Annotated in this window: 19 protein-coding genes; 7 read left to right on the top strand and 12 right to left on the bottom strand. The window is 55.7% G+C overall.

Features of this window, described 5'->3' with window-relative positions:
* The first annotated feature begins 143 nt into the window (after positions 1–143).
* The gene (locus GX147_07210; GenBank protein NLN60481.1) at positions 144–518 is read left to right on the top strand and encodes a response regulator; all 375 of its coding nucleotides are present in this window, start codon (positions 144–146) and stop codon (positions 516–518) included.
* Positions 519–824: 306 nt separating this feature from the next.
* On the opposite strand, the gene lpxB is transcribed toward GX147_07210, so the two are convergent.
* From lpxB to GX147_07185, 5 genes are all read right to left on the bottom strand, one after another.
* Positions 825–2,000: a lipid-A-disaccharide synthase gene (gene lpxB / locus GX147_07205; GenBank protein NLN60480.1), complete on the bottom strand. Its 1,176-nt coding sequence runs from the start codon at positions 1,998–2,000 to the stop codon at positions 825–827.
* Positions 1,987–3,075 (bottom strand): DegT/DnrJ/EryC1/StrS family aminotransferase, encoded by a 1,089-nt coding sequence (locus tag GX147_07200; protein NLN60479.1) that lies wholly within the window; start codon positions 3,073–3,075, stop codon positions 1,987–1,989. Before GX147_07200 ends, lpxB begins: the two co-directional genes overlap by 14 nt.
* Entirely contained in the window at positions 3,072–4,019 is a 948-nt protein-coding gene (locus GX147_07195) for a Gfo/Idh/MocA family oxidoreductase (GenBank protein ID NLN60478.1), read from the bottom strand. Before GX147_07195 ends, GX147_07200 begins: the two co-directional genes overlap by 4 nt.
* A 432-nt stretch (positions 4,020–4,451) precedes the next feature.
* Complete coding sequence (locus tag GX147_07190; GenBank protein ID NLN60477.1) at positions 4,452–5,060, bottom strand: flagellar brake protein; 609 nt, start codon at positions 5,058–5,060, stop codon at positions 4,452–4,454.
* Positions 5,061–5,462: 402 nt separating this feature from the next.
* The gene (locus tag GX147_07185; protein NLN60476.1) at positions 5,463–6,179 is read right to left on the bottom strand and encodes a hypothetical protein; all 717 of its coding nucleotides are present in this window, start codon (positions 6,177–6,179) and stop codon (positions 5,463–5,465) included.
* A 353-nt stretch (positions 6,180–6,532) separates the two neighbouring features.
* On the opposite strand from GX147_07185, the gene GX147_07180 reads away from it, so the two are divergent.
* The 6 genes from GX147_07180 (at position 6,533) to GX147_07155 (ending at position 16,150) form a co-directional block, all read left to right on the top strand.
* On the top strand, positions 6,533–7,357 hold the full coding sequence (locus GX147_07180; protein ID NLN60475.1) for a hypothetical protein: 825 nt from the start codon (positions 6,533–6,535) through the stop codon (positions 7,355–7,357).
* A gap of 349 nt (positions 7,358–7,706) precedes the next feature.
* The gene (locus GX147_07175) at positions 7,707–8,273 is read left to right on the top strand and encodes a hypothetical protein (GenBank protein ID NLN60474.1); all 567 of its coding nucleotides are present in this window, start codon (positions 7,707–7,709) and stop codon (positions 8,271–8,273) included.
* A 111-nt stretch (positions 8,274–8,384) separates the two neighbouring features.
* Positions 8,385–9,641: an outer membrane beta-barrel protein gene (locus GX147_07170; GenBank protein ID NLN60473.1), complete on the top strand. Its 1,257-nt coding sequence runs from the start codon at positions 8,385–8,387 to the stop codon at positions 9,639–9,641.
* 34 nt (positions 9,642–9,675) lie between these two features.
* Positions 9,676–10,623, top strand: a complete 948-nt coding sequence (locus GX147_07165) for a hypothetical protein (protein ID NLN60472.1) — start codon at positions 9,676–9,678, stop codon at positions 10,621–10,623.
* Between the two features lie 12 nt (positions 10,624–10,635).
* Positions 10,636–12,861 (top strand): polysaccharide biosynthesis tyrosine autokinase, encoded by a 2,226-nt coding sequence (locus GX147_07160; GenBank protein ID NLN60471.1) that lies wholly within the window; start codon positions 10,636–10,638, stop codon positions 12,859–12,861.
* 238 nt (positions 12,862–13,099) lie between these two features.
* Entirely contained in the window at positions 13,100–16,150 is a 3,051-nt protein-coding gene (locus tag GX147_07155; GenBank protein ID NLN60470.1) for an O-antigen ligase family protein, read from the top strand.
* Positions 16,151–16,164: 14 nt separating this feature from the next.
* Here GX147_07155 and GX147_07150 read toward each other — a convergent pair whose 3' ends face one another.
* From GX147_07150 to GX147_07120, 7 genes are all read right to left on the bottom strand, one after another.
* Complete coding sequence (locus GX147_07150; protein ID NLN60469.1) at positions 16,165–17,817, bottom strand: mechanosensitive ion channel family protein; 1,653 nt, start codon at positions 17,815–17,817, stop codon at positions 16,165–16,167.
* Positions 17,814–18,284, bottom strand: coding sequence for a nuclear transport factor 2 family protein (locus GX147_07145; protein NLN60468.1), 471 nt, complete (start codon positions 18,282–18,284; stop codon positions 17,814–17,816). Before GX147_07145 ends, GX147_07150 begins: the two co-directional genes overlap by 4 nt.
* 155 nt (positions 18,285–18,439) lie before the next feature.
* A complete protein-coding gene (gene vanZ, locus GX147_07140; GenBank protein NLN60467.1) occupies positions 18,440–18,835 on the bottom strand; it encodes a VanZ family protein in 396 nt (131 codons plus the stop codon).
* A 21-nt stretch (positions 18,836–18,856) separates the two neighbouring features.
* Positions 18,857–19,606: a nickel pincer cofactor biosynthesis protein LarB gene (gene larB / locus GX147_07135; GenBank protein NLN60466.1), complete on the bottom strand. Its 750-nt coding sequence runs from the start codon at positions 19,604–19,606 to the stop codon at positions 18,857–18,859.
* 3 nt (positions 19,607–19,609) lie between these two features.
* Positions 19,610–20,479, bottom strand: coding sequence for an ATP-dependent sacrificial sulfur transferase LarE (larE, locus tag GX147_07130; GenBank protein NLN60465.1), 870 nt, complete (start codon positions 20,477–20,479; stop codon positions 19,610–19,612).
* A gap of 28 nt (positions 20,480–20,507) precedes the next feature.
* Entirely contained in the window at positions 20,508–21,725 is a 1,218-nt protein-coding gene (gene larC / locus GX147_07125) for a nickel pincer cofactor biosynthesis protein LarC (GenBank protein NLN60464.1), read from the bottom strand.
* A 214-nt stretch (positions 21,726–21,939) separates the two neighbouring features.
* Complete coding sequence (locus GX147_07120; GenBank protein NLN60463.1) at positions 21,940–22,998, bottom strand: histidinol-phosphate transaminase; 1,059 nt, start codon at positions 22,996–22,998, stop codon at positions 21,940–21,942.
* Positions 22,999–23,077 lie beyond the last annotated feature (79 nt).

Raw genomic sequence — 23,077 nt, 5'->3', positions numbered from 1 at the left:
TTCTTTGGTTTGGCCGGCCGGAACCATTGTAGAAGGAACAATTTATCAAACTAAATCAGCATAGTATAAGAAAAATGGTTTCGTGGCATATATCTTGAGTGATAATTATCATAACAGGCGTCTTTCCCATTGGTGTGGGCGATATGAAAGTTCTGGTCGTTGACGACGAAGCACCTTTTCTGGATCTCCTCAAGAGATATCTTGCGTTGTGGGAACATGATTGCGCGACAGCCGATTCAGGCCAGAAGGCTCTGGAGTTGCTTCAAAGCGAAACGTTTGATCTGATCCTGATGGATATTTTCCTCCCGGACATCAAGGGTTACGACTTGATCCCGATCATCAGGAAGCAACGGCCCGACATCGACGTGATCACCATGACGGGTTACAACTCCCGCGAACTGGAAAGCACCGTCAGGCAACAGGACATCCTTTTCTACATGATCAAGCCGTTTGAGGCCGGCCAGTTGAAAGAGATTCTGGAGCATCTTTCGAAAAAGAAAGTCGTTGCTGCCATGTAATTGAGTTTCCCTTGCTCTTTGCGATAAAATCGGGCTGTTTTTCAAGATGGTTTTTCTTGGTATTTCGGCATTGATCCATGTGTACATCGTTTTCACGGGCAGACGGCCCCGGATATGTGGTGTCCGGTTCCGGATACACATAGGACGATAGCTTCATTGAGCGTTTAGGGTGATTTTTCCCCCATATGCCGGTGGTACTGATGTGCCTAACGTTCCCCCCGGGCGCGGTACACGGTTCCCTGCGTATGGGGGATTTTTTTGCGGCCGGATTGCGAACGGGAGAGGGTGAAAAATGTTTTTGAAAAATCAATCGTTTTTCCAGCCGGAGCGGTTTATGAGATCCAATGCCAGTTGAGCCGTCCGGGCGGAGGCATTCGGCTTACCCAACAAATTCTTGATATTTGCCAGATCGCGTCTCATCTTTTCGTTCCGTTCGTTGTCCGATAAAATTTTCAGTGCTGCATCGGCAATGCTCGCCGCATCAGCCGATTCCTGAATCAGTTCCGGCACAATGGTTTTCCCCGCAATGATGTTCACGAGGCCGATATGCTTCACACGGATTAAACGTCTTCCGATGGCCGCCGTGATGGAGGATGTGCGGTACAGGATAACCATGGGTATCTCCAGCAGGGCGGTCTCCAGGGTGGCCGTTCCGGATGCCACGATCGCTATGTCGGCATAGCCGACGGCATCATAAATCTGCCCCGGAACAACCTTGACGGCAACAGGATGGACTTGGATAATCCCCTGCGCCAACTGCGGATCGACCGCATCCGCCAGGGGCAGAATGAACTGCGCTTCTCCGAAATGCTCTTTCAGCAGAACCGCAGCGCCCATCATTTCCGGCAGAAGACTTCTGATTTCCTTTTCACGACTGCCCGGCAGGAGCGCCACAATCGGGTTTTTGTCCTGTAGACCGAAATCCCTCAGGGCCTCTTCCCTGGACCGGCTGCGCTTGACCACATCAAGCAGGGGATGACCGATAAAATCGACATGGAAACCCATGCGGGCATAGAAGGCCTTTTCAAAGGGGAGAATCACGACCATCCGGTCCACAATTCGCCGGATCTGATGAACCCGGCTTTTTCTCCAGGCCCACACCTGGGGACCGATGTAATAGAAAACGGGAACGCCCGCTGCTTTCGCCTTTGCGGCCAAGCGAAGATTGAAGTCCGGGTAGTCAATCAGAACAAGCAGTCTCGGTTTTTCTTTTCTCAGCATCGACCGAAGCTGAAAGAAAACCCTGCAGATGAAGCGAATTTTCGTGAAGACCTCTGTAATACCGACCACGGCCATGTCCGACGACCGCGCCACAAGACTTACCCCCTCCGCCTCCAACCTGCTTCCGCCGACACCCAAAAAGACAAGGGATGGATCAAGGGCCTTCATCTCCCGGACCAGGTTTGCCCCATGCAGATCACCCGAGGCTTCTCCGGCAACGATCATGACCAGGCGACGACTCTCTTTCTCAGACGCAATCATTGATCACATCACCAATGCGGCGAATTTCCTCCGGCGTAATCTCCGGAAACATCGGTAAAGACAGGACCCGATCGGCCACGCGTTCGGTGACAGGCAGGGCGCCATGCGGTCGCCCGACAAAAACCTCCTGGCGATGTAAGGGAATGGGGTAATAGATGGCACTGGCGATCCCCTCTTCAGAAAGGGATTTCATCAGATCATCCCGGCGCTCCGCCAGCAGGGTGAACTGGTGAAAGACATGATTACAGTCCGGCGCTTCAAAGGGCAGGGTGACGTCGTCGCGACGAATGACCTGCCGATATTGTTCCGCGGCATTTCTGCGTCCCGCATTGAAGGCATCGATATGTCGGAGCTTTATACGGACGATCGCCGCCTGAATTTCATCAAGGCGGCTGTTGTATCCCAAAATGCTGTGATGGTATCGCACCGTGCTGCCATGGTTGCGCAGTACACGCAGCTTGGCGTCAATCTCGGCGTTTCCGGTGACGATGATGCCGCCGTCTCCATAACAGGCCAGGTTCTTGCTGGGAAAGAAACTGAAGCAGCCCGCGTCACCCAGTGTTCCGACAGGTTGACCCCTGTAACGGGCCCCGAAGGCCTGTGCACAATCCTCGATTACCCTGAGTCCATATTTTTCGGCTACATCGAGAAGTGGAGCCATATCGCACGCCTGGCCGAACAGATGGACCGGGATAATGGCGCGTGTTCTGGGGGTCACCGCCGCTTCGATCAGGCCGGGGTCGATATTGAAGGTCCGCGGATCGATATCGACGAAGACCGGAACAGCCCCCAGCAGCCCCAGCACCTCCGCGGTGGCGATGAAAGTGAATGGGGTCGTAATAACCTCATCCCCGTCACCGATCCCCAAAACCCGGAGCGCCAGCAGGAGCGCGTCGGTTCCACTGGCCACGCCGACCGCATGGGGCAGGTCATGATAACGGGCTACCTCGGCCTCAAGGGCTGAAACGTTTGGCCCGAGGATGAACTGGGTCGTGTCAAGTACCCCCAGGACCGCGGCATCAATTTCCGGTTTGAGCTGAAGATACTGCCTTCTGAGATCCACCATGGGAATCATAACGCGACATCCCTCCCCGTCTTCATTTTTTCGTTGATCAACAACGCCAGTTCCAGAGATTTTCTGGCCTCCACCCCGGAAACAGGAGGTTCGGCTCTCCGTGCGACAGAGTCGACAAATGCACGAATTTCTTCCTCCAGCGGGTCGTATTGCGCCACCTGCACTTCGTTAAGACCGATCGTTATTTTCCCCCCCTCCCTTTCTTGCCGCTTCACCGACACGAGCTCCCGTTTACCGAAGTCCACGGCGTGATAGCCCTCCAAACCAAAAAAACGGATTTTCTGCATGCGCTTGAGGGTAACGCGGCTGGCCGTAATATTGGCCACACACCCGTTGGCAAACTTGAGCCGGACGTTGGCAATATCCACCTTGTCCGAGAGAACCGAGACGCCGACCGCGTCGACGTCCTTCAGGGGCGAGCACGCATAATGCAAAATGAGATCGAGATCATGGATCATCAAATCCAGGACCACATCCACATCCGTACCACGTTCGATAAAAGGATGCAGGCGGTGGGATTCGATGAACAACGGCCGGCCCATGACCTTGTTCAAGGCCACAATGGCGGGATTGAACCGTTCGATGAAACCGACCTGGAGGACCAGATGTTTTTCCGATGCGAGCGAGATGAGATCGTCCGCTTCCTGAAGGGTGGCGGTGAAGGGTTTCTCAATCAATACATCCTTGCCCGCGACCAGAAAATCCCTGGCGACGACATGATGGAACTGCGCGGGCACCGTAATGCTCACCGCATCCACGGTTTCCACCAGGTGCCGATGATCGGCATAGGCCGCGCACCCGAATATGCCTGCCGCTTTTTCGGCACGCAAGGGGTCGATATCCACCACCCCGGAAATCCTTACGTTTTCTATCTTTTGATATTTTTGCAGGTGATAATTGCCGAGATGCCCGATGCCGATTACACCCACACGAATTTTACCCACGATTTACCTCCCCGTACCCCGATATGGCCATGGCCGCGTTGAAAATCACGCCATGGCCAAGGGCCCGGCGTATCCTGAAAGCGAAAACAAAGACCGCCCGAAGCAGTCTCCCATATCAATGCCTCACGGGTTGTTTTCGCGCCAGTATAAGGAATGTGCCTTCCTGTGTCAAAGCAATTACGGTCAGCTCCCATGACCCAAGGGAACAATCCACGGTGATCCGCGTGTTCAAGGCTTTCCGAGGCCGTCCGGATGGAAAGCCGGAATGCACCCGTCTCACCTGTGAAGGCATGTTGCAAGGGGACGTGGAAACGGAAGATTCCGGGAAACCGGTTGCCTCCCGACGAATCCCGCTTCAACCCGTGGCTGCGAAATCCGCCCCCCGATTCCCGTCAACGGGTGTGAATGTACGGGGAACCGCACAACGTTACCCTAATATTCTTCTATGGTGTGGATGAAATCGGCCAGTTCTTTCCGGATAAGCTCAAGTCCCGCTGCCTGGTCGGCCGCAACAAACTCCATTCCCAGGGATAAGGAGTCCTTGTCTTTTTGCATGCTGCGCACAGCGACGTGGATTCCCTCCAGGTCCGTTCTTTGTTTCAATTGAATGAAAATAAGCAACTCATCGGCTATCTTGATATCGGGAAACTCCGTCGAGTCGGACTTACTGAACTCGAAGTTGCATCCACCGATACTCAGATCGGTAACCAGGCCGTCATATTTTTTTTCGTCAAGGGAAACAGAGGCGTCAAGGATACAGGAAATCCGTTCATGCTTTCTCAGGTTCATGTTTTCAAAAGATTCCGGATAGGACAGAACAGACAAGCGGAAAGGGTCCTTGATGAGTCTCAGGAGTGTGCAACGAAATGCGTACACATTCCCTGACGAGAGATAACGGACAATCGCGTGGTTTTTCATAAAGAGCTTTGAGCCAATCTCCGCAATGGGTGGGGTGTTCACTATCAGGAATTTGCCGGGTTCCATTCCGACAAGGGTGCTCCGTGACGAACCCAAACCCTGAAATTGCAATTGAAGTAACATGCCCAGAGCAATGCCTGGAAGAGCAGGAAACTCGCCTCTTTGACCGAATTGTGTGGAAAACGGGAAGGATGTCATGACATGCCTCGCATCGATAATAAAATACACGTACTATAACATGCACGATATATGGCAGCGCGAATGGACGATGGGCAGCCACCCTGGTAAAGCAATCTTCTCCGTAATTTCAATAATATAGAATGATTCATGTTTCCTGTCAACATCTATTTCCGGTGCCCTTGTCAGGCCGTAAAAGGGATAACGTGACGCCGGTATAATCGCGTGTGACGCTGAAACGAATATATTCAGCAATTTCACGTATGGGGACCACCCGTCCCATGATGAAGCCCAACCGCCCTCGAATATCCGGAAGTGCCTTGGGGCGGACATCGCCTTCTTTTGTGCTCAGGGATTCACGGAACCCCGGTCCTCCTTCAATTCAAGGGCGTACAGGTTTTCCGCCTCGTAGAATTTTTGATTAGCCGTGTAATCTTTTCCACCGGCCAGTTCCAGGATGATTCGGGAAACATGGTTCTCCGGATTCAGACTCGAGCGGACCGCCCGGATCAGTCTGCCCGGAACATGGATGAACGCCAGGGCTTCGCCAAGGGCTTTGACATGCTGAAAATGCATGATCAACTGCGGGGTTTCCCCCTTTGTCGTACTTATCTCGGGTATGGCGTACCGGCTTAATTCAACGTAGATTTTCTCTGCGCCATCTGTTTCGAGATAGTATCGGATGTCTTTGATGACCAGCGTGGCCTGCCCGGCGGATGTTTTTTTTGTTTTGCCATCTGGCTTGAGGGGGGTCAGGCGGGGCGCGTGGACATAACCGAACGCCTTGGACTCCCGGCGCTCTTTCTGTGCAAGGGGGAAGACCGCGTACCAGTTGTCGCGGTAGAAATCCACTCTCACCTTATCACCGGCATTGAGACTACCTTTCAGGTGAGACTGGACCGAACGCTTGGCCCTGATGTTTGTCTTCTCCTTGACAACCATGACCTTCCCCCACGCCCCGGCCTTAACCGGCAATGACAGGAACAGGAGAACGACCACGACCGGAACGGAACATCCGAGAAGAAGACGTCTCACCCAAGAGGTCTTGAGCTTGCCCTGGATCATGTCGCTTCACCCTCGCATTGAACCAATCGCCCCATCGTTTAGCTGTGCACGCAAGAAGTTGGAAAGATGACGAAACGGCACAGGCTGTTCATATCCGGCCATTTTTTATACAAAACACAGGCTGTTCATGTCAATGGATTTGCCTATGAGGGAGCGCCCAAACCGGGATAATCTTTTCAAATGGACAAACTCACGGGAAATATCTTGCATTTTTACGGAAATTGCGTAGGCTGTTCGAATCCCAGTCACTGGGGGAAGACGGTGGTGTATTCTTTTACAAGACACGGGCCCGATATAATCGGGTGGTCGGTGTTTTTATCCCCACGCTCAGGAAGAAAAAGGTTCTCTGAAGCATGATAGACGTGCATTGTCACATCCTGCCCTTTCTCGACGATGGTCCGAAAACGATGGACGAAGCCCTGGAAATGTGCCGCATCGCTTCCGACGACGGCATCCATACCATCGTGGCAACACCCCACTGTTATCAGGGTAAATACCCGAACAGCACCACATCGATTCTGCCTGTTTATGAAGCGTTACGAAATAAAATCAGAAGCATTGGGATTCCCATCAATCTTCATGCGGCCGGAGAAGTCCACATCGATCCCGACCTCGTTTCATTTCTCGAGGAAAACCCCGGCCTCTGCATCGGCGGCCGCTTTGTCCTGATCGAAATTCACCCTGATACCGTTCCTCCGTCCATCGTAAATTTTTTGTTCCATATGCGCCTCGCCGGTTTCACCCCGATCCTGACCCATCCGGAACGGAACCGCATGGTCCAGGCCAGACCGGATATCCTGGCGGACGGGATTTCCGGAGGCGGACTGGTCCAGATTACGGCCATGAGCCTGACGGGACATTTTGGTTCCCGGGCAAGAGAAACGGTCTTTTCACTTCTTGAGAGAGGCTGGGTACACTGTGTGGCTTCCGACGCCCATTCATCGACGGGTAGAACCCCCGTTCTGTCCGGGGCGGTACCTTTGCTGGATCAACATGTGGGTCGGGAAGGCACGGAGGTTCTTCTTGAGGGCAACCCCCGACGGATGCTTGACGGACGGGAACTATCGGCGGTTTTTCCGGCAGCTTGGCCATACAGGAAAACAGGGATGGAAATGGCCCCCAAGAAAAAGAGCCTTCTTGCGGGTTTTCTCGGTGACCGCTTGGCGTGGAAGGCCTGACCATGACGATCACAGCCCACACCGCCAACATGGATCAGGGTTACCGGGACGAGTTATACCGACAACGGTTCGTCCATGGGCCGTTGGAAGGAAGCTCATTTTATAATATATTCATATAGTTACTGCGTTTAGAGCTGAATCCTGGGGCAAAAAACCGATAGGTTTCAGTGAAAATTTCCTTAAAAAACAGCAAGGTATATTGACAACATTTTATTTTATGGCAATATGTTGCATCCGTGCAGGGATCGCACGTACACCACGCAACCGGTCGGGGATGTTGCGGTTTTATGGGGTGTCGTTCCGACGGAAACCGAAAAATGTATTCGAAAATACCCTTAAGGAGAATGGAATGAAAAACGAAAAACGTGTCTGCAGAAAACTGGCGGTGAGTCTGGTCGTACTGGTGGTCTTCTTTTTCGCGGGGACGGCCCCCGCCCAGGTTACAGGAGCCACCCAGGGAAGCGTGGCGCTGAACCTGGCGTCACTCCTGGGAGTCAGTCTCCCGGCCAATGCAACGGGGCAGAATGCCGTCGACGCCTTGTCTGCCCTGGGAATCAGCCCTGAATCGGGTTGGAATGCAAACGCAACGGCAGACAGCAACTTCATTTCTTCTCTTTACAAAGCGGTGCTGACGGCGTTCAACACCGGAAAGATTGCACCGAAAAGTGGGGCCCACGCGCCATCGAGTCTTGTCGCGGCAGCCTGTACATCCGCGAATATTTCGCAGTCCTCCTGTGTCGATGCCATTCGCAACGCGGGAGGCAGCGGAGACGCGGCGGCACAGGGCGCGGGCTTTGGTCTGAGCGCCCCCGGCGGGCCGATCTATTACGGACCGGGCTTTGATGGAACGAGGCCGGGTTCGGGCGGCGGCGGCGGCGGCGTGACTCCTCGTCCTACCCCTTCTCCCTCCCATTAGTTGAAATGGTGAAGATGGAATCATTTGGTGTGGAAATCGAAAACGGCAAAACCCAATGCCGCGATAACCACCAACTGACGGATTCAAGCTACTTAGAAAGGATGGGCTTCCATGCAAAACAAATCAATTATTTTCGCCTTTATTCTCTTCATTAGTTTTTGGGCATTCCCTGTACAGGCACTGGAACGTTTACCCGACGGCCAGGGAAACATCAAACTGGGTCCCCTGGAGGTTCACCCAAGCATCTCCATAAAGGAAACGTACACGGATAATGTCTATTTGAGCTATGACGGACTGAGAGACAGGAGCGACTGGATCACCACCGTATCGCCCGGTATCGCCGTGGTCCTGCCGTTACGCCGCCACAGCATCAAAGCCGGTTACCAGGCCGACATCAATTATTACAACAAACATGATGAAAACGATTATGTCCATCAGGTGGCCTTTGCCAGCCTGAACCTGGATTTTCCCGGAGGGCTGACGATTGAGGTCAGTGATCGATTCACCGATTCGGAAACGGTCAGGAAATGGAAAAAAATACGCGGTGTTTCCGGTGCCGCCGATCCCTACCGGGATAAGCCTTACCAGGCCAATGACTTTTTCGCCAAGGCTAAATACCAGTTTGCCGATCGATGGGCCGTCGCCACCTGGTATAACTTCTATAACTACGAATACGACAACCGGTACAACAACACCGGGGATTATGACCGGCATACCGTCGGCGGTTCCCTTTATTACCGCCTTACCGCAAAGACCGAGGCGCTTCTGGAGTACAGTTATTCCAGGGTCGATTACCCCCAGGACGATTTTCACGACAACAAAAACCACACCATTTATACCGGGTTCGGCTTCGATCCCACAGCCAAGTTGAGCGGGTACATCAAGCTCGGCTGGACGCAGAAGAAATACGATGATAAGCGGGAACGCAGAGGCAGCAGGATCCACAAGGACGACAAGATCGACGAGTTCTCAACGCAGGTTGACCTCGCCTACAAGCTGACCCCCTATGACACCATCAAACTGAAGGCGTTCCGGGCCATCGAAGAAGACGAGGACACAAATGAACCTCACACCCGGGATGATTATTCCATCGGGTACAGCCATATCCTCTCCATGAATGAAAAGATCCGCTTGAACGCCATCCTGGGATACGGGAAGAACGATTTTGATGGCAGAACCTTCGACACGGACGGCCGGCTGAAGCATCGGAATGACGACATCTACTACGCGACCCTGGGTGTTGATTACGCCATGCAGCGATGGCTCCTGTGGAATGTCGGTTACACCTACATGGACCGGGATTCCAATTTTATCCGCTACGACTATGATGAGAATCGTTTCTTCGTCAAAGGGACGGTTCATTTTTAAATATCCGGAAAAGGATGGTTAAGCATAGGAAAACATGTCGATCTCAATTTCACAAAATTGTTCATTTTTTCACAAAGGAGTGACAGACCGGAAAAACGTAACGGGTGTTTTTACAGACACGAACCGCCCCCTTTGCCGCTATGGAAAACACCGAACGGTGAAGGGGGTGTTTTTTTGTCTCGCCCTGATCCTGTGCGTCCTTTTATCCCGGCAGACGGCAAGGGCACAGGGGGACTACCTGATCGGTCGGGAGGATGTTCTGGAAATCATCGTGTGGGGTCACGATGACCTCACACGGATCATGCCCGTATCCCTCGAGGGGATGATCTCCTTTCCCCTGATCGGTGAAGTGCAGGCGGGGGGCCTGTCATGCACGGAACTGGAGAAAAATCTCGCGGCAAGACTGGAAGAGGGTTTTCTCGTCAATCCGCAGCTCACCGTTACGGTGCGTGAATATAAAAGCCAGCGCGTCTTCGTCATGGGCGAGGTAACCACCCCGGGAACCTATGCCGTAACCAGGGAAAACAACATTCTTTTCGTCCTGTCCCAGGCGGGTGGCCCAACCGGAAACGCGGGGGAGGAAGTGATTGTCATCCGTCCGGCGCGTCCTGTTGCACACGGACTGACCATAGAAGATGCGGAAAAACGTCATGACCGGATCTTCAAGATCAATCTCAAGGATGCCCTTGCCGGCGATAAGGCCAGCAACATCACGATTTGCGACGGGGACTCCATCATTGTGCCTAAAATGCCCTTCTTTTTTGTCATGGGTGAAGTCAAGAACCCGGGCAAGTACAACCTCGAGAGGGGGACCACGGTTCTCATGGCCATCAGTATGGGTGGCGGCCTGACACCGAAATCGGCCCCGCGCAGAACGAAGATCACAAGGGAACAGGACGGAAAGAAAATCGAATTCAAGGCATCCATGGAAACCCGGGTCCTGCCTGGGGACACCATCGTTGTCCCCGAAAGTTTCTTTTAACCAGGTCTGATTATGCAAGAAAACCAGAAAGCAAACCTGTTTGAGGAGGCCCATCTCCTCGACTACTGGCGCGTGATCATGAAGCGCCGTAAATTGATTCTAACGACATTGCTGGTCGTTCTGGCGGTGGTGATCGTTTATGTTTTCTCGGCGGTCCCGATTTACCGGGGAACGACCCAGCTCCTTATCGAGCGGGCCAACCCGAATCTCCTGTCACCCCAGGAGATATTCGCCATCGATCCGTCGGGTCAGGACTTCTACCAAACCCAGTACCGGATCCTGGAGTCCCGGGCTATTTCCCGGGAGGTGATCCGCCGCATGAACCTGGACGGTCATCCCCTATACAAACCCTCGGACGATGCAGGATTTTCCCTGTTTTCACCCGCTTCATGGTTCTCATCCGGGGAACCGGCCCGTTCCCTTTCATCCAGCCCCGACGAAAGGGAAGCAGCCCTTGTAAGCACCTTCCAGACCGGTCTGGCCATCAAGCCGGTGCGGAACAGCCGCATCGTCGAAATCAGTTTCGACTCACCCGACCCCAAGCTGGCGGCCGGGGCGGCCAATACGCTGGCACAGGCCTACATTGACTGGAATCTCGGCATCAGGATCAAGAGCACCCAGTCGGCATCGACCTTTCTGGACGAACAGGTGAAGCAGGCCAAGCAAAAGATGGAGGCGTCCGAACAGGCCCTGCAGCAGTACCGTGAAAAATACGGCCTGTCTGTTATGGCCACGAAGGGTCAGGGACATCAGGCGTCGGAAGACATCACCCGACAGCGTCTCCGTCAAGTGAACACCCAGCTCACGGAGGCGACCAACCGACGCATAGAAGCGGAGATAAAATACCGTAAAGCGACGGAACTATTACGAAACCCGGACGCGTCGGACAGCATTCCCGAAGTGGTCATGAACCCCATCATCATTTCCATGAAGGACAAGGAAATCCAGTTGATCCGGGAGAGAACGGAAAAATCGAGCAAGTACGGGTCGAAACACCCCGTCATGGTGGCATTGAACGAGGAACTCGATAATCTGCGCACCCTCAAGCGGCAGGAAATCGTCAACATCGTCAACGCCCTGAAGGCCAACTACGAGGTCGCTTCCCGCCAGGAAGGGAGTCTCATGTCGGCCATGCGCCACAGCGAGGGCGAAACGATCAACCGGGACAAGGTCACGATCCAGTTCCAGGTCCTGGAGCAGGAAGCCGAATCGAACCGCCAGCTGTACGATCTCCTCCTGAAACGCCTCAAGGAAACGAGCGTGACCGAGGAAAACCGGACGGTGAACATCCATGTCGTGGACGCGGCCGAAGTTCCACGGACCCCGGTCAAACCCAAGAAAGCTCAGGGACTCCTTCTCGCTTTGGTTGTCGGTCTCGGCCTGGGAACGGGGGCCGCCTTCTTCTCGGAGTACATGGACGATACGGTCAAGAACCCGGAAGACCTCGAAAAATTCGCCGCCTTGCCTTACCTGGGGTCCATTCCCCGGTTTGAAACCGATGAAAAGGGTCATGCGACCCCGGATCTCATGGTGCTGAACAATCCAAAATCCCCGGTCAGCGAGGCTTACCGCGGCTTGCGGACGGGCATTCTCTTCTCCGCCCCCGACCAGTCTCCCAAAATCATCCTGGTCACCAGCGCCGCAGCATCGGAAGGAAAAACCCTTACCTGCGCCAATACGGCCATGGTCATGGCTTTCGCCGGCGACAGAACCCTGATGGTCGACCTCGATATGCGGCGGCCGCGACTTCATAAGACCCTGAATCTGAAAAACGATCAGGGCCTGTCAAACATTCTGGTCGGTGACGGGGATTGGCGTACCATGATCCAGGGAACCTCGGTTGAAAATCTATCCTTTATCTCATCCGGTCCCATCGCCCCCAATCCGGCCGAGCTGATCGCTTCCACCAGAATGCAGTCCCTTATCGAAGAGTGGAAAGCATCCTACGACCGGATCATCATCGACTCACCCCCCGTCTCGGCAGTGACGGACGCGGTCCTGTTAGCCCGCCTGGTTGACGGAACGGTAATCGTGACCCACGCCGGGGTGACGAGCCGTCACGTCGTCGCCAGTGCCGTAAAGCAGATCCGCGACGCCCAGGGGCGGGTCCTGGGGGCCATCCTCAACGATATTGACACCAGGGACGATAATTACTATTACCACTATCATTACTATCATCATTACTACTATGGTGAAGCCGGCCAGAAAAAGAAAAAAAAGAAACGGCCGAAAACTTGAGGCCGAACCCAATATCCGCCCTGGATTCCCCGAAGACCCCACCGGGGGTTTCAGAGATCGAGCCCCCTTCCCGATCTCCCGGGAAACGGCGGATTTACGCGAATCCCGGACCGCTTTATCGTCCCGGTAAAGAGAAATTCCTCCCCATCGCCTTGCCGCATCTCCGATGAAACATCAGGATCCTCTCCCGATCCGACCCCGGCGGCCCGGCAGGCATGGAACAGACCTCAGGCTTACCATGGCAGACAAGCTCAAAACGGCGGTAACAGCGATAGAGAAAAAATGGGAGGCTTCCGCTTGCGTTTTCCTTCCGGGAATCCCGGCTTTCGCTCTGATCTTCTTCGGGGGAGTCCATGTCTGGGTGCGCAGCATTTTCAGCCTGGCCATTTTTTTTGTCTCCCTGGCGGCGTTGTGGCTCAACATGTACGGGAGCACGCCCCACCGAAACCATGCCCCCTCCGCCCCTGAAGGGAAGGGGACACCCCCCTGCAACCGACCGTTCGTTCTGATTCTGGATCCCCCCTCGCTGGCGGGGGTTTTTTTCATCCTTTGGGGTTTGCTGCAGGTTTTGCCTCTGCCGGTTCATGTTCTACACATGCTTTCCCCAGAGACGGCAAAAACCTGGCTCTCCCTCGATCTTCTCGAGGCACCTGTACGGGGCAGCCTTTCCCTGTACCCCTCCATGACGATGAAAACCCTCCTGCTGGCCCTGGCCTTTCTTCTTTTCTACTGGCTGGCTCTCTACTCCCTTGAGAGCGGAAAACAGGTTCATCGGGTCGTCTGGTGGGTCATCCTGCTGGGCGTGCTGGAAAGCGTCTACGGGATGTTTCAACTGGCCTCGGGCCGGAATATCATTCTGTGGTGGGAAAACCCTTTTTCGGAAGGGGTCCTGACGGGAACCTTCATCAACCGCAACCACCTGGCCAACTATATGGCCATGACGATCTGTCTTGCCGTTGGCTATCTCTGGAGCATCGGTCAACAGGGGGGATCCCCCCGAGACCGCCGCAAAGCCAGACGGGTTTTTCAGAAATTAAAACAGCATCTTGAAATGTTCGGCCCCAGGGGCTACGGTTTGGTGGCCGCCCTGATCCTCATGCTCGCGGCCCTCCTGAACAGCGCCTCCAGCGGCGGCTTGATTTCTCTGGTATGCGGGTTCGTTTTCATGATGGGCCTGCTCCTGGCCCGTTATTCGCGCACCCGCACGGGGTTCGTGTTTATGGCGGTCCTGTCCCTTGCCGTTACATTCGTCGGATATGCCGCAACGGAACGGATCGCCCGGCGTCTGCACTGGTTTCCTGACGCGAAGGTCCGCCTGGCCATGGCAAGCGATGGTCTCGCTATGGCGAAGGCTTTCCCTCTGACGGGTTCGGGAGGCGGAACGTTCGAGTATGTTTACCCCCGTTTCCAGCAGATTGGTCTCGATAAAACCGTCGATTATGTGCACAACGACTGGGTCCAGCTGGCCGCGGAGTATGGGTGGCCCGGATTCCTTGTCGTCGCCGCGGCACTTTTGACTTTTTTTCCTCTGACCGTCATTCGCTGGCGCGGCCGTCACGATCCACTGGCCGTCGGTGTCGGCCTGGGCGGTCTCGGCGCGGTCGTGGCGGTTGTTATCCATTCCCTGAGTGATTTCAGCCTCCATATACCGGCGAACGGCCTGCTCCTCGCTCTCATTCTGGCCCTCACTTGGCGGGTCGTTCACGGAAGGGATCAGCGGGAGGGCGCGTTCTCGTACAATGGGCCGGGCGCGATATGCCGCCTGAAGAGGTCGTGGTTGCTCTGTATCGTCCTGGGCATGACCACGGTGCTGGCGGCGGCTTCCCTGGAGGTGACCCGGATCTGGCGGGCCGATATGAAGACCCCGTTTTTCAGGAACTCCACCCTGGCCGGTCAGGAACCCTCCCCGTTGAATTTGCGCAAGGCGCGGAGCCTCGCACCGGGTATTTCCGCTTACTGGCTTTGGAGTGCCGAGGAATTGGTGAAGGATTCCGGAACAAAGGGTTCTCTTCTTCATGCGAAAGAACGCGCTTTACGGGATCCCTCTCTTCATCTTCTTGAGGAGGGTCTCAAACGGAATCCAACGGATTGGCGAATCTGGCGGACCCTCGGGTGGACCCTTTTCCTCCGCGACGGTGAAACGGGAAACGATCACCGCGCAAATCTGGACCGCGCCGTCCGGGCGATGACCGTCGCAACGGGCCTGCGTCCCGCCGATACAGGACTCCAGATGGAAGCGGGGAACATCGCCCTTTATGCCTACCGCCTGAACACCCCGGGAGTCGACGAAAATGCCTGGCAATCCCCCTACCGCCAGGCCCTGGCGCGCGATCCGGCGCTGGCCGGGAGGGTTGCGGACGCCCTCAACCTGAATCTGGGCCCGGCCTGTCTCCCCTTTCTGAAATCCCTTCTGCCACCTGAAGCCGAAAGCTATCTCAGCGCCGCGTCCTTTCTGCTGAACCGAAACGACGCGGTGCCCGGACTGGCTTTTCTCCGTGAAGGCGAAGCACTGCGTCGTCAAAAAATCGAAGGGTTGTGGTCGACTCTGAAGGGAACCCCACCGGGAACCGATCTTTCTGACAACCTCGAGTTCCGGGAATTGGCCCGACTGGACAGGAATCACCCCGGCGTTCTGCTGCTTTCAGGGAATATCATGGGCGCCCTGAAGCAGATCGACCGACGGGGCGAAAAGATCGGTACCTGGGGGGACACCCGGTCCATCAGCCATATCCTGCGGTCCGAACTTGACGAGAACCGGAAGAATCCGGGACTTCAGGCGTATTATCTGGCGAGGATTTCCGCCGAAGAAGGACAGGGCCGTGAGGCGGTAAAATGGTTGCAGGCGAGCCTGCGCCACAACGCCCAACATTTTCCATCCTGGCTCCTGCTCAGAAATGTCCTGTCAGAGCAGGCCCTTATCGGAGGTGACATGGTCGAGGTGGACGCCCTGACGGAGAGGATCAATACGTTTTCGATGCAGGGGATCGTTTCCGACGCATGGAAATGGCGTGGCCTGCTCAGGGGACTGCCCTCCTGGTCAGCCCCCATGCGATCGGGTGATTCCGTCTCCCGGGTATCTCTGCAATTTTCGGCCATCGCCGATGCCCCATGGGCATTGTACCTGAATGACCGATTTGTCGAAGCCTGGAGCGGTACGCCCTGGGAAGGGCAGGTTGCGCTGTCGATTCCCCCTGGGGAACATGAGTTTATCCTCGTGACCTGGGACAGGGACATGGCCGATTTCAAAAAGGTGCTTCCCTTCAGTCTGGAAGTGAAAACGGGGTTCTGACAACCATCGCCGGGTCATTCCTGTTCGGCCCTTACCCGGAGAGCGGACGGCAAAAAATCCGACGGGATCGCCACGGCGCTGCCGTCCCTCAGGGCCAGGACGCCAGGCGACATGATTTCCACCCCGGCTTCCTGGAAGCAATCCTGGATGTTCCGGTGCAGGTCCGAATAGGTCGCCCCCATCCTTGAGGGAGCGTTCGTGTAGGCGTTGATTTCGTAGGCGACGGAGGTGTCGTTGAGTGCCTTCTGCCGCACGAAGGGAGGCGGATCGGGAAGTATTCCTTCCGTTCTCCCGGCGGCGTCTATCAGCAACGCGTGTACCCGCTGCCAGGGAACGTCGTAGCCGATGGTCACGTCGGTGTGCAGAATCAACTCCTTGGACGAACTGTAATTGGTGATGTGACTCCCCAGCACCACGGCGTTGGGGATCGTGATATCCACATTTTGGGGTGTCCGGACCCGGATCAACAGCAGGTTCTTTTCGATGACATCCCCTGCGGTGTCGCCAATTCTGACATGGTCCCCCACATGGAAAGCGCGCATGTAAATGATGATTGTCCCGGCCACGGCGTTGGCTACGGCCGACGATGATCCCAGAGATAACAGAACCCCCAGAAAGACGGTCACCCCTCTGAAAGCCAGGGAATCCGAACCGGGTAGATAGGGGAAGGCCATCACGACGGCAAAGATGATAATCAGAAAGCGGATGATCCGGAAGGTGGGCATGGCCCAGTCGGGATAAAATCCCGGCAGGGTTATTTTCCGGCGTTCCACCTCGGCGAAGAGAAAACGGCAGAAACGGATAAAGTACCGGGTGCAGACGGCAATCACCAGGACGAAGAAGAGATTGGGAAGGTTGGCGCTCATTGCAAGCCAGATTTTAATCACCGGGGCGATCACATAACCGAACAGTCGTTCCGCCACCCCCTCGGTCCAGGGAAAGAAACTGAGCACCAGGGGAATGTAGATGTACAGAAGCAGGAGGACCAGCACGTTACGCGCCAGGCGGAGCAGTGAAAGCAGCAGCCCCACCGCCCGTCGCTCGTTGAGGATCTCCATGGACTGGAAGCGGATCGTGCGGATTACGGTTCCCTTCCAGGAGGTCACGCGCTTTTCCAGGCGGGGAAAGAAACGCTTCAACAGGAACAACAGGAAGACCAACACCAGCGGCACGGCGGCGGCCTTGCCCGCCCCCATCATCAGGATCCGGGTGCTTCGCCGCTCGCGGTAATCCGCGATAGTCTGTTTGATCTTCTCGGCGTTTCCCCTTGCCAGATCTTCGCGGGGGACCTTTGCCGCCGCGGCGTCGTCATCCGTCACGGTCATCAGCATGATGTCGTCGAGCTTGATCACGCTTTCCGATTCGCCGTGGGAAATCTCGATACGCTCCACCGCCAGCCTCGGCGTATGTGCCAGCGAGGCAATACGGACGGAAATCGCTTTGGCCCGCTCCTCCGGTGTAAAGGTAAACCCTCCGGCGTGGACGGTCAGAACCGGGACATCATCGAGGAGGACCGGAATTCCCGACGGCGGTTCGGCGAGAGCGGCGGGGCAGCAGCACAGCAGCAGGACCAGCAGGGCAAACGGCAGGAAGAGACAGGGGCGGCGCGCAACTGCCCGGCGGACGATACAAACCGTATCCGGCGGATTTTCAGGTGTAATGGTCATAGACCAAGATCGGACAAACCGGGATGCCCGTCGGGCCTCCTGCCTTGAGGCCAATGATATTTGCGCTCGGCCTCCTTAATCGGCAGATCATTGATGCTTGCCATCCGCCTGTGCATGAATCCGCTTTCATTGAACTCCCAGTTTTCGTTTCCATATGACCGGTACCAGTTTCCCGAGTCATCGTGCCATTCGTAGGCGAAGCGCACAGCGATCCGGTTTCCGTGGAAGGCCCAAAGTTCCTTTATGAGCCTGTATTCAAGTTCTCTCGCCCACTTGCGCTCAAGAAACCGGAGCACCTCTTCACGCCCGAAAAGAAATTCCGAGCGATTCCTCCAAACCGTGTCCCGGGTGTAGGCAAGGGAAACCTTCTCCGGGTCCCGCGTATTCCAGGCATCCTCGGCAAGTCTTACCTTTTTTGCTGCTGTCTCCGCATCAAAAGGCGGAAATGGCGGTCTTGGCTGTTCCATGTGATTCACGTCCTTTCTTCTGGTAGGTAATGGGTGGTTTGTCATCCTTCTTCTCACAGACGTGTCGTATATTACAGGTTATCAACCCCTGATACAACCTCTGAATTGCCCCCCAACAACGATGAATGGATCAGGCCCCCTTTCCCCCCAATCGCCTAATTCAGAAATTTTCCTAGAATATTGCGTGAAATCCGGTTGTAAAATACGAGACCCATGACACAGCCGAATGTGTTGGCTATAAAATCATAAACATCCATACTTCTGCCCTCGAACCATCTCCCCTGCATGACCTCCATCAGGTATCCGTAGGCGACACACATGACGAAGGCCAACAGCTTCGCGTGATTCCGCATGACACTGTACCGGGTTTGAACCATGAAACCCCGTATGGTCAACAGGATGAAAACGAAGAAAATACCGGCATGGACAAGCTTGTCGAAGTTCAGATTTGCCAGAAATGAGACATCCGGGATATCCTTGCCTGGAATTCCGCATAAGATCAGAATAAACAACGCCCAGAGCAGGACCCATTTTATGGGTTTAAATAACATGAAACCGCAGCTATTCCTCCGTTATTTCAAGTGATTGATCATGCCGGCCATATAGCCCGCCCCGAAACCGTTGTCGATGTTTACCACGCACACTCCGGCGGCGCAACTGTTCAGCATGGTCAGAAGCGCCGCAAGGCCCTGAAAACCGGCCCCGTAACCGACACTGGTCGGCACGGCAATGACCGGTTTATCGACGAGACCGCCGATGATGCCGGGCAGAGCGCCCTCCATGCCCGCCACTGCAACAATAACCTTGACCTCCCTGATTGGATCCAGGTTGAGAAACAACCTCTGGATACCGGAGACACCCACGTCCACAACGCGTTCCACGCGATTGCCGAACAGTTCCGCCGTCACAGCCGCCTCTTCCGCCACAGGCAGGTCCGACGTGCCCGCCGTCACGACGGCGATGTAACTTTCCGGCACAGGGGGTGTTTCACGGCGAACGGTGATGGCTCCGGCCAGGTGGTGATATTCCGCCTCGGCACACATTTTCCGGACTTCGCCGTACACCTCCTCCGTCGCCCTGGTGGCCAGAATACTGGATCGCCTTTCCATCATGGCCCTGAAGATTGCAAGAATCTGCCCGGTCGTTTTCCCGGGACAAAAGATGACTTCGGGATAACCCACGCGGGCCTCCCGCAGGATGTCCACCTTGGCACACCCGATATCCAGGTAATACTTTTTCCCCAGTTCGGAGAGGGCCGTGTCCACGTCGATCCGGCCGTCCCGGATTCTCTCGAACAGGTTTTTCAGTTCACGCCGGTCCATCGTTCACCCCCCTGGCAGTCGTTCCGTAGCGGTTGGGGAACACCCCGGGCCCCTGGAAGAGGAAACGGCGATTTCGTTCAGACTCCCCGTACGGTATCCCCGCAGATCCAAAGCGACGTAAGAAAATCCGCATTTTTTCAGTTCCCCGTCAACCTCGTCCAGCGGGACCGTTTCGAAAAAACGCCGTCTGTCCTCCGCCGCCACCTCGATGCGGGCGATGTCCCCGTGATGACGGACCCGGACCTGACGGAACCCCAGGTCCCGCAGATACGTTTCAGCCCTGTCGATCGACGCGATTTTCTCCCGGGTAATCTTCTGCCCGTAGGGTATGCGGGAAGCCAGGCAGGCCAGGGCGGGCTTGTCCCAGACCGACAGGCCCATTTCCTTCGATAAGCGGCGGATTTCATGTTTTTTCAGACCGGCCTCGATCAGGGGACAAACGATTCCCAGTTCCCGGAGGGCGCGCGCCCCCGGGCGGTAATCTCCCCGGTCATCGACGTTCGACCCGTCGGCGACGACATGTAAACCGTACTCCGAGGCGACCGCGGATATTTTCGTAAAATGCTCCCGTTTGCAGATGTAACAGCGGTCCACTGGATTGTCGATGTAGCCGCTCAGGCGGAATTCATCCGTATCGATGACCAGATGCCTGACGCCGAGCTCGCAGGCAAGTCTCTCCGCTTCCCTCAATTCCCGGGCGGCAATCGACGGAGACCGGGCCGTCACGGCCATGACCCGCTGATCCAGGACGTCATGGGCCACCTTGAGCAAAAAGGCGCTGTCCACACCTCCCGAAAAGGCCACCGCCAAGCTGCCCCGTCCCCTCAAATCTTCCCGCAACCGGGCGAGTTTATTATTCAACGGATCGCCCATGCCATTCCACATGGTCTGTCGGCCATGGTCAGGCACCGGGCCCAGGAGGTGGTTCCTCCGCCGCCGCCAGGGCCTCGTAAATCGTTCGGACACCCACGCCATGTTCTTTCGCCAGGCGCTTGCAGTCCTCGTATTCCGGTTTCCTCCTGATCCTTTCACCCCGCAGGTAACCGTTTTTCATGGAGACCGGTCCGTACGGTGTTTGAGTCTGCGAAACATCCCGTTTCAACATGCGCTTTACAATGCGGTTCACCCGTACCCCGAAAGTCGTGGTCTGACGCCAGAGGACCTCTTCCAGTTCCCGCCGACAACGGTCGTCGCAGATCACGCTGATTTTCGCCGCCGGCCGTGATTTTTTCATGATAAGCGGTGTAAGAAAGACATCCAAGGCCCCCTTTTCAAAAAGGGTCTCCATGACGCCCTCGTACATTTCCGGGTTCATGTCGTCGATGTTGCACTCCATCAGCCAGGCCCCGGTCACCTCGAGATCCTCGCCGTCCAGATCCTCCTGCATTTCGCCGAGGAAGAGTCTGAGTACATTGGGCACTTCCGTATCACGCTGCCCAATACCGTACCCGACACGCCGGGGAATAAAATCCATGCTTCCCACAAACCGGGCCACCGTAACGGCAAGGATGGCGGCTCCCGTGGGTGTCGTGGTCTCGAAGGGTACAAGGCCCAGACGGACGGGAATCCCTTTCAGAATCTCCGCCGTCGCAGGGGCCGGTACCGGGAGCAGCCCGTGGGCACACCGGACATATCCCCCCCCGACCTGAACAGGCGACGACAAAACCCGGTCGATATCGAGAGATTCCAGACAAATCGCCGCACCCACGATGTCGATGATGGAATCCAGAGCGCCCACTTCGTGAAAATGGACATCGCCGACGAGGCATCCGTGAATTTTGGCCTCCGCTTCCGCGATGATTTGAAAAATATCGAGACTCCTTTTTTTCACCCTCGGGGAAAGCGGGCTTTTTTCGATCAGAGCCGCAATATCCCTGAAAGCCGTGTGCGGAACATGGCCCGTTTCCGCCGCGGCTTCCCCCGCTTCCAGGATGACCTCCGCCCGGGTACCCCAGATCCCTCTCCGTTGATCCCGGCTGATCTTCAATTCATAGCCCTTCAAGGCCAGTTTCTCCAATTCGGCGGATAAAAAAGCCGGATCGACGCCAAGGTCGATCATGGCACCGAGATTCATATCACCGCTGATTCCGGAAAAACAATCGTAATAGAGAATTTTCACGTTTCACTCCTGACTGCTTGTTTCGAATACTGGAAAGGGTTTCCGCCGCCCCATCGTCCCCCCGGGGGGAGGGACCCCGCGCCGTTCGTAATCAGAGGATGGGCCGGCCGGCAGGGGGTGGCTGTCATCGACAGGAGGAGGCCGAATACGGCAGCCTCCGTCTCCATAACCCTTTTCGTTGGCCCCTCCAGGGCAAACGCATGTCTCTTTCGCCTTATTCGAGTATTTCACGCAACGCGGAAACCAAAGTCCCGCACTGCTCATCGGTCCCCACCGTAATGCGGAGGTACTGCTCAATCCGGGGCAAGGGGAAATGGCGGACGATGATGGAACGTTCCCGGAGTTTCCCCGCCAGTTCCGCAGCCTCTCTATGGGGATGCCGGACAAAAATGAAATTAGCCGACGAGGGAAGCACTTCGAATCCCAGATCCCGCATATTCGCCGTCAGCATCTCCCGGGTGCCGATGATCTTCGCCCGGATTTTCTCAAAATAGGCCCGATCTTCCAGGGCCGCGACGGCCCCGGAAATGGCAAACCGATCGAGGGGGTAAGAGTTGAAGCTGTTTTTGACACGGTCCAGGGCTTCGATGAGTCCGGGGTCACCCATGGCGAATCCGACCCGGAGCCCCGCCAGGGAACGCGCCTTGGAAAGGGTCTGAACCACGAGAAGATTGGGGAATCGGCCGATGAGGGGTACGGCGGATTCCGTACCGAAATCCACATAGGCTTCATCGACCACCACCACGGAATCGGCATTCATGTTCAGGAGCCCCTCAATAGCCGAAAGAGAAACGGGCCGCCCCGTCGGCGCATTCGGGTTGGGAAAGATGATGCCCCCATTGGGCCGTAAGTAGTCATCCAGCCGGATCTCCAGATCATCCGTAACGGGCACCGTCTCATGGTCAATCTCGTAAATCCGGCAGTAAACCGGATAGAAACTGTAGGTAATATCCGGAAACAACAGAGGTTTCTTATGTTTAAGCAGCCCCTGGAACGCGAAGGCCAGCACCTCGTCGGATCCGTTCCCAACGAAAACCTGCGGGCGTGTCAAGCCGTAATAATCCGCCACGGCCTCCCGAACCCGATCGGCGTTCGGATCCGGGTACAGGCGCAGCGTCTCCGCCGCCTCGACCTTCACGGCTTCCAGTACTTTCGGCGACGGAGCGTAGGGGTTCTCGTTCGTGTTGAGCTTGATCAGGCTGGTCAGCTTCGGCTGTTCGCCCGGCACATAGGGTTGGATGGTGTGAACGACGGCACTCCAGAAACGGTTCATGTTACGGATTTCCTTTGAATAAGTCCTGTGAATAAGTCCTGCGGACGCCGTTCCGGACGAATCCCACGCCGGCCCGCGT

The sequence above is a fragment of the Deltaproteobacteria bacterium genome (assembly GCA_012522415.1).
In the GTDB taxonomy this organism is placed as follows: Bacteria; Desulfobacterota; Syntrophia; order Syntrophales; family JAAYKM01; genus JAAYKM01.
Note: the sequence above shows the minus strand (reverse complement) of the source record. Positions and strands in the feature narration are given on the sequence as shown.

Excerpts from the sequence above, each read along its gene's own strand:
- GX147_07210 (NLN60481.1), top strand. The coding sequence starts at position 144 with ATGAAAGTTCTGGTCGTTGACGACGAAGCACCTTTTCTGGATCTCCTC.
- lpxB (NLN60480.1), bottom strand. The coding sequence starts at position 2,000 with ATGATTGCGTCTGAGAAAGAGAGTCGTCGCCTGGTCATGATCGTTGCC.
- GX147_07200 (NLN60479.1), bottom strand. The coding sequence starts at position 3,075 with ATGATTCCCATGGTGGATCTCAGAAGGCAGTATCTTCAGCTCAAACCG.
- GX147_07190 (NLN60477.1), bottom strand. The coding sequence starts at position 5,060 with ATGTTACTTCAATTGCAATTTCAGGGTTTGGGTTCGTCACGGAGCACC.
- GX147_07185 (NLN60476.1), bottom strand. The coding sequence starts at position 6,179 with ATGATCCAGGGCAAGCTCAAGACCTCTTGGGTGAGACGTCTTCTTCTC.
- GX147_07180 (NLN60475.1), top strand. The coding sequence starts at position 6,533 with ATGATAGACGTGCATTGTCACATCCTGCCCTTTCTCGACGATGGTCCG.
- GX147_07175 (NLN60474.1), top strand. The coding sequence starts at position 7,707 with ATGAAAAACGAAAAACGTGTCTGCAGAAAACTGGCGGTGAGTCTGGTC.
- GX147_07170 (NLN60473.1), top strand. The coding sequence starts at position 8,385 with ATGCAAAACAAATCAATTATTTTCGCCTTTATTCTCTTCATTAGTTTT.
- GX147_07165 (NLN60472.1), top strand. The coding sequence starts at position 9,676 with ATGTCGATCTCAATTTCACAAAATTGTTCATTTTTTCACAAAGGAGTG.
- GX147_07160 (NLN60471.1), top strand. The coding sequence starts at position 10,636 with ATGCAAGAAAACCAGAAAGCAAACCTGTTTGAGGAGGCCCATCTCCTC.
- GX147_07155 (NLN60470.1), top strand. The coding sequence starts at position 13,100 with ATGGCAGACAAGCTCAAAACGGCGGTAACAGCGATAGAGAAAAAATGG.
- GX147_07150 (NLN60469.1), bottom strand. The coding sequence starts at position 17,817 with ATGACCATTACACCTGAAAATCCGCCGGATACGGTTTGTATCGTCCGC.
- GX147_07145 (NLN60468.1), bottom strand. The coding sequence starts at position 18,284 with ATGGAACAGCCAAGACCGCCATTTCCGCCTTTTGATGCGGAGACAGCA.
- vanZ (NLN60467.1), bottom strand. The coding sequence starts at position 18,835 with ATGTTATTTAAACCCATAAAATGGGTCCTGCTCTGGGCGTTGTTTATT.
- larB (NLN60466.1), bottom strand. The coding sequence starts at position 19,606 with ATGGACCGGCGTGAACTGAAAAACCTGTTCGAGAGAATCCGGGACGGC.
- larE (NLN60465.1), bottom strand. The coding sequence starts at position 20,479 with ATGGGCGATCCGTTGAATAATAAACTCGCCCGGTTGCGGGAAGATTTG.
- GX147_07120 (NLN60463.1), bottom strand. The coding sequence starts at position 22,998 with ATGAACCGTTTCTGGAGTGCCGTCGTTCACACCATCCAACCCTATGTG.